The organism is Erwinia sp. PPS120 (assembly GCF_047918655.1).
Lineage (GTDB): Bacteria > Pseudomonadota > Gammaproteobacteria > Enterobacterales > Enterobacteriaceae > Erwinia > Erwinia tasmaniensis_A.
On sequence record NZ_JBLREF010000072.1, the window covers coordinates 1 to 439 of the forward strand.

General features: G+C 57.2%; 1 protein-coding gene. It reads right to left on the bottom strand.

Translation table 11 applies throughout. The features are described from left to right. Positions 1 to 63 precede the first annotated feature (63 nt). A partial coding sequence (locus ACLRGG_RS21040; protein WP_416251546.1) for a hypothetical protein occupies positions 64 to 439 on the bottom strand: 376 nt, incomplete at its 5' end.

Sequence of the window (439 nt, forward strand, 5' to 3'; positions counted from 1 at the left end):
AGTCACAGGATTGCTGCGCCCGGTGCGCGGCCGCGATAATCGCATCCAAATCCATTTCCATAGCTATTCTCCTTTAAGAAGCTCCGAGGGGGTATAGTTCGGGCTACGCGGATCGTAGGGCGAGAACGCGTTATCACTCCACCCCAGTAACACCTTATCTCCCGGTAAAAAGTAAACGTGCAGGTCGTTTTCACCCCGCTGACGCTCAGGTAATGGCATCACCAGCCGCCGCTGCTCAGGCCGCATCCCTGCATCGTACTGTGGCCCTGTGACGCTGAGCGTCCAGATCACTTCAGCTGTTTTTCCCCGGACACTGCCGCAGCAGGTTGTTGCCCCATTCTCGCCCGCATACTTATTATTGGGGTCAAAAGCTCCTGCGTTCCCCCCTGCCATGCCGTTCACGCTGAAGCCCAGAATGGGCCGATCAATCCGCGTGTGA